Origin of the sequence: uncultured Planktosalinus sp. (assembly GCF_963973675.1) — a bacterium.
Classification (GTDB): domain Bacteria; phylum Bacteroidota; class Bacteroidia; order Flavobacteriales; family Flavobacteriaceae; genus Planktosalinus.
On record NZ_CAXBAN010000129.1, the window covers coordinates 1 to 6,653 of the forward strand.

Genomic DNA, 6,653 nt, shown 5'->3' on the forward strand with positions numbered 1-6,653 from the left:
AACCGTTGGCTCGCTACCTTCCATTACGGCTACACAAGAGTTGGTCGTTCCTAAGTCGATTCCAATTATTTTACTCATAACTTGTATTTAAATTTTTAACTTGTTTTTTTCTCACTACAATTCAGACAATGATTATGCCATCGAAAAGTTTATGACAGGTTGGCAGTCTCTAAGTAATTAATTTCACTCCAAACTGTATTACCCGCCTAAATATCTACTTCAACTTATACTTTAAAAAAAAATGGACTGATATCTCTATTTGAGATACGAATCCATTTTTAATAAAATTAATAAAATAAAATACTTTATTTCTCAGGAATATTTTCTAAAATTTCCAACACAAACTTCCAGTATTTTTGAGCTGAAGAAATACTGGCGCGCTCATCAGGTGAATGAGCTCCCCTAATTGTGGGGCCAAATGAAATCATATCCATACCCGGATAATTTTGTCCTAAAATACCACATTCCAGACCAGCGTGACAGGCTGCTACATTGGCCTTTTGGTTATTCATTTTATAGTAAATATTATCCAATACTTTTAAAATAGCACTATCGGGATTGGGTTCCCAGCCTGGATAATCACCAGTCAATGTTACGTCACAACCCATTAGTTCAAAAGTTGAACGCAGGCTGTTTGCCAAATCCATTTTTGAACTCTCCACTGAAGATCGTGTCAAACAACCAATATGTATCTTACTGTCTTGTACTAAAACACGAGCAATATTATTGGAAGTTTCAACCAAACCTTCAATTGCCGGGCTCATCCTAAAAATCCCGTTATGAGCTGCATAAATAGACTTTACTAAAAGCTTCTGTGCGTCTGCATTCATAACACTTTCAGGTACAGCTGTTTCATTGATTTCAATTTTTAAAGTAGGTTCCGGGATTTTGAATTCGGTTTTAATGTCTTGAATTAAAAGCTGTAATTCAGCTAAAAAAGCCTCTTTTTGTGTGTTTGAAATAACTACAACAGCATTGCTTTCCCTCGGAATGGCATTACGAAGACTTCCACCGTCTATGGAGCCAATTTGTGCGCTAAATTTCTCTGTGGCTTTAAAGAGTAAACGGTTCATCAACTTATTGGCGTTACCCAAGCCTTTGTGAATATCCATGCCACTATGTCCACCCTGCAAACCTTTTACGGTAACCAAAAACGCTGTACTGTTCTCTTTGGGTGTTTCAGTAGTGTAATTTCTGGTTGCCGTGACATCAACCCCACCGGCACAACCAATCCCGATTTCATCATCTTCTTCGGTATCGAGGTTTAGTAGGATTTCACCGTTAAGTAAACCACCTTCCAACCCCATGGCTCCTGTCATTCCGGTTTCCTCATCAATGGTAAACAAGGCTTCAATATCTGGGTGTTTAATTACTTTACTTTCAAGAATCGCCATAATGGTTGCTACTCCCAAGCCATTGTCGGCTCCCAGTGTAGTGCCTTTTGCACGTACCCAATCACCGTCAATGTACATTTCTATTCCTTGTGTATCAAAATCAAAGTTGGTGTCGTTATTCTTTTGATGCACCATATCCAAGTGTGATTGCATCACGATAAGCTTTCGGTTTTCCATCCCAGGGGTTGCGGGTTTTTTGATAATGACATTCCCGACTTTATCAATGTGGGTTTCAAAACCGAGATCTTCACCAAACTGTTTCATAAAAGCAATGACACGCTCCTCCTTTTTAGAAGCACGGGGTACTGCATTTAAATCTGCAAACTTGTTCCAAAGGGCTTGAGGTTCTAAATTTCTTATTTCCTGACTCATATTTTTATTTGATTTTGGACAAAGGTAAAGAATTGTTTTGGGTTCAATTTTCAAAGGTTTCATAAATTTGCTCTATTTTAGGGGCCACTATGAACAGACGCACCAAAATCATTCTAACACTCCTGCTTGTAGCTCAAATGATAGGCCTGAGAGCGTTATCTTACTTTCCGGAGTTAGTTGAAAACTATTACAGTTTAGGTATCTTTCCGGTAGTATCAAAAATTTCAAGATATCTTTTTGGATGGATTCCGTTTTCTGTAGGGGATGTGTTTTACAGCGCACTAGTCATTTTAGTAGTTCGCTGGTTGTATTTTAACATTAAGCGCGTTAAAACAAAACCTGTTGGCTTTTTTTTGGATATTACAGCAACACTTTCTATTGCTTATTTTGTTTTTAATGTAATGTGGGGGTTTAATTACTACAGAGTTCCGTTGCACCAAACTTTAAAAGTTGAACGCGAATACACAACAGAAGAGTTGGTTGCTTTTACTGAACAATTAATTGTAAAAGCAAGTGCACTTCACAATACCCTTGCAGGTTCAGATTCTGTTAAAGTAGTTGTACCCTACACACAAAATGAAATTTTCAATATTTCAACTAACGGATATGAAACCTTAAGCAAAAAATTCCCCAGCTTTTCTTACCACCCTAAAAGCATTAAAGCATCCACTTGGAGTTTAGGCCTGACTTATATGGGATATAGTGGTTATTACAACCCATTTACTGCCGAAGCCCAGGTAAATGATAGGATTGTTGGCCATAGATTTGCAGTTGTTACTTGTCACGAGGAAGCACATCAACTTGGCTATGCCGCTGAAAATGAAGCCAACTTCTTAGCCTATTTGTCTGCATCTCATAACGATGACATTTATTTTCAATACTCAGGAACCATTTTTGCTTTGAGATACTGTGTCAATGAACTGGCAAGAAGAGACATGAATATATATGACGAAGTTATTGAAACTGTACCTTTTGGAATTCTTGAAAGTTATCGGGAGGTTAGGGAGTTTTGGAAATCCTACGCAGGTCCTGCTGAATGGGTTTCCAAAGTATTTTTTGATACTTTCTTAAAAGCAAATAATCAGGACAAAGGAATAAAAAGTTACAGTTATATGGTGGCTTTATTAGTCAATTATCACAAAACAAATGCAATGTAGTAGACGCCACAGTTCTTAAAATGTTGTTAAAAATGTTGTGCCGGGCTTATTTAATGACAAGTGTTTTTATATTTAGAAATTTATTATCAATAATTGACTTTTGAAAATGACCATCAAAATTAAATTCCAACACTCACGAATAAAATTTTTGGTTTTCTTTCTTTTTCTCTTCAACTTAATATTTATTTAACAAATGAAAAAACTTTTACTACTATTCCCCACATTCTTGTGCGCACTGTTAGTTACATCACAGGAATATTTTCCAAAAAATGATGGTGTTAGGCACACCAATACCAATTTTACTGCATTTACAAATGCAACTATTTTTGTGACCCCCACTCAGAAAATTGAAGGTGGAACACTTCTTATTCAAAATGGCAAAATTGTTCAAGCCGGTAAAAACATCACTATTCCTCAAAATACCGTAACAATAAACCTTGAAGGAAAGCATATTTACCCTTCGTTTATTGACCCATATAGCGACTTTGGAATTGAAAAGCCAAAACGTTCAGGTGGAGGAAGATCTGCTCAATATGAAGCTTCCCGTTCAGGGTACTATTGGAATGACCACATCAGAACAGATATCAATGCCTTTGAAAAATTCAAATTTGATGATAAAAAAGCAAAAGAGCTTGTCAATGCCGGCTTTGCAACCGTTGGCACACATCATCAGGATGGTGTAGCTCGCGGCACAGGTATGACGGTGACACTCAATACTCAGGGTAATGATAACGAACGCATTTTACAACAAAAAGCCACGCAGCATTTTTCATTTTCTCGAAGCCTAGAAATGAATCAGTCCTACCCTAGCTCAACAATGGGAACGATGGCCTTGCTAAGACAAATGTATTATGATGCAAAATGGTATGAACAAGACAATGCAGAAACCAAAGACCTTGCCCTGGAAGCACTCATCGCTTCAAAAAACCTACCAGCAATCTTTGAGTCAAAAGATAAACTGAACAACCTCAGAGCCGATAAAGTTGGAGACTTGTTTGAAATTCAATATACCCTGGTTGGAAGTGGTTTTGAATATGAAAACATTCAGGAGGTGAAAGCCACTAATGCAACTTATATTATCCCACTTAATTTTCCGGATGCCTATGATGTTGCAAACCCTTATCAGGCTGCATATGTATCACTTGCAGACATGAGGCGCTGGAACCAGGCTCCTTCAAACCCAAAAGTTCTTGCAGAAAACAACATCCCTTTTGCGTTTACAACACATGATTTAAAGTCTCCAAAAGAAGTAGTGTCAAATATTCAAAAAGCAATCATTTATGGACTTTCTGAAGAAAAAGCTTTAGAAGCCCTTACTACCGTTCCTGCTCAAATTTTAAAAAACAACGATATAGGAAATTTAAATAAAAATTCTCACGCTAACTTCATCATTACATCAGGACCTGTTTTTGATAAAGAAACTATAATTTATGAAAACTGGATTCAGGGTATCAGACATGAAATAAATGATAGGTCTCAAAAAGACATTCGAGGAAATTACAACCTCATTGCGGCCGGATCTACTTATCAATTATCTATTACTGGTGAGCCTTCAAAGCCTAAAGCAGAGATAAAACAAGATACTGTATCTTATAAAGCAAATTTAAGTTACTCAAAAAACTGGATTGAGTTATCCTTTAATAAAGAGGATGAAACTTACAGAATGACTGGTATTGTTCCATCAGATTCTAATACACTTTCGGGTAGGTTGGTACTCCCCAATGGAAATGAATCTACCTTCAGGGCAACAAAAACAGGAAACGCTGAAGAAAATGAAATCAAAGAAGAAAAAGAAAAGCAAATTCCTGAAGTAATGCCTGTTACTTACCCCAATATTGCCTACGGAAACAAAAGCTTGCCAAAAGCTCAAGACATCCTTTTTAAAAATGCAACAGTTTGGACAGGTGAGGAAGCAGGTATCCTTGAGCAAACCGATGTACTGATTAAAAATGGGAAAATCTCTAAAATAGGAACAGACCTCTCAGATTCTGGAGCTAAAATTGTTGACGCAACAGGAAAACACCTCACAGCAGGAATAATCGATGAACACTCTCATCTGGCACTTTCGTCTGTCAATGAAGGCGGGCACAACTCTTCTGCAGAAGTAAAAATGGAAGATGTAGTGGATCCAGATGATATTGGCGTTTACAGAGCGCTGGCAGGAGGTGTAACCTCAGCCCAACTACTCCATGGTTCGGCTAACCCTATCGGTGGACGCTCTGCCATTGTAAAGTTTAAATGGGGTGAAACCGCAGAAAATATGATCTACAAAAATGCTCCAAAATTTATAAAATTCGCTTTGGGAGAAAATGTAAAACAATCAAATTGGGGTTCCACAACCCGATTCCCGCAATCTAGAATGGGTGTAGAACAGGTTTATATGGATTATTTCCAGAGAGCGAAAGAATATGAATCCAAAAAGAAAAGCGGAAAAGCTTATCGCTTTGACGAAGAAATGGAAACTCTGGTTGAAATTCTCAACGGAGTACGCTTTATCAGTTGTCACTCCTATGTGCAAAGCGAAATTAATATGCTAATGAAAGTAGCAGAAAAATTTAATTTCAATGTCAACACTTTTACGTGTAAGAGAAATTATGGAAAAACACGGTGTAATAGGCGCTTCAACTTTCAGCGACTGGTGGGGTTATAAATTTGAAGTCAATGATGCAATACCTTACAATGCTGCCATTATGTATAATGCAGGTCTTAACGTGAGTATCAACAGTGATGATGGTGAAATGATCAGGCGTTTAAATCAAGAAGCTGCAAAAACAGTCAAATACGGAGGAGTTCCTGAATATGAAGCCTGGAAAATGGTTACTATCAACCCGGCTAAAATGCTCCATATTGATGATCGTGTTGGGAGCATTAAAGTAGGAAAAGATGCCGATGTAGTATTATGGAATAACAATCCACTTTCAATGTATGCCAAGCCTGAAAAAACGCTAATCGAAGGTGCTGTTTACTTTGATACTGAAGAAGACTTGCAAAAAAGAAACGCCATCAAAAGAGAACGAAATGAATTGATAACGATGTTGTTAAATGAGAAAAATAGAGGAGGTAAAACGCAAGCGCCACGCAAAAAGCCTCAACGTGACTTTCATTGTGAAACTGATCACCTTGAAGAAGGATTTCACACTCATCATTAATTAAATCTTTAATGCTCAAAAAAATTAAAAAATGAAAACTATCTATAAAATTTTTAGTGTATTAACACTCATATTTATAAGTGTCAATACAACTACTGCACAACAAACCCCGGCACCCGCTCAATCAGAAATCATTTCTATAACAGGAATTACAGCACATATTGGAAACGGTAATGTTATAGAAAATGCAACCATTGTTTTTGAAAATGGAAAAATTACAGAAATTGGAACGGGTATCACTGCCAAAGGAAAAGTAATAAATGCAGAGGGACAGCATGCATATCCCGGCTTTATTACTGTAAACAACACGTTGGGACTAGGAGAAATTGATGCCGTTAGAGCCAGTATGGATGTCAATGAAATTGGAAGTATCACGCCAAATGTAAGAAGCTTAATTGCTTACAACGCAGAAAGTAAATTAGTTGAAAGCATGCGCCCCAATGGAGTTTTATTAGGACAAATAGTTCCACGTGGTGGAAGAATAACTGGAACCTCTTCGGTAGTTCAGTTTGATGCCTGGAACTGGGAAGATGCTGCAGTAAAAATTGATGATGCCATACACATGAATTGGCCTAACAGCT

At 37.3% G+C, this 6,653-nt stretch carries 2 protein-coding genes and 2 pseudogenes; 3 read left to right on the forward strand and 1 reads right to left on the reverse strand.

Features of this window, described 5'->3' with window-relative positions; genetic code table 11:
* Positions 1 to 305: 305 nt before the first annotated feature.
* Entirely contained in the window at positions 306 to 1,766 is a 1,461-nt protein-coding gene (locus tag AACY61_RS06640) for an aminoacyl-histidine dipeptidase (protein ID WP_339610797.1), read from the reverse strand.
* Between the two features lie 89 nt (positions 1,767 to 1,855).
* Here AACY61_RS06640 and AACY61_RS06645 point away from each other — a divergent pair, with 89 nt between their 5' ends.
* From AACY61_RS06645 to AACY61_RS06655, 3 genes and pseudogenes are all read left to right on the forward strand, one after another.
* Positions 1,856 to 2,923, forward strand: coding sequence for a DUF3810 domain-containing protein (locus tag AACY61_RS06645; protein ID WP_339610796.1), 1,068 nt, complete (start codon positions 1,856 to 1,858; stop codon positions 2,921 to 2,923).
* Between the two features lie 193 nt (positions 2,924 to 3,116).
* Positions 3,117 to 6,072, forward strand: a pseudogene (locus AACY61_RS06650) (amidohydrolase family protein).
* A 31-nt stretch (positions 6,073 to 6,103) separates the two neighbouring features.
* A pseudogene (locus tag AACY61_RS06655) lies at positions 6,104 to 6,653 on the forward strand (amidohydrolase); the annotation flags it as partial.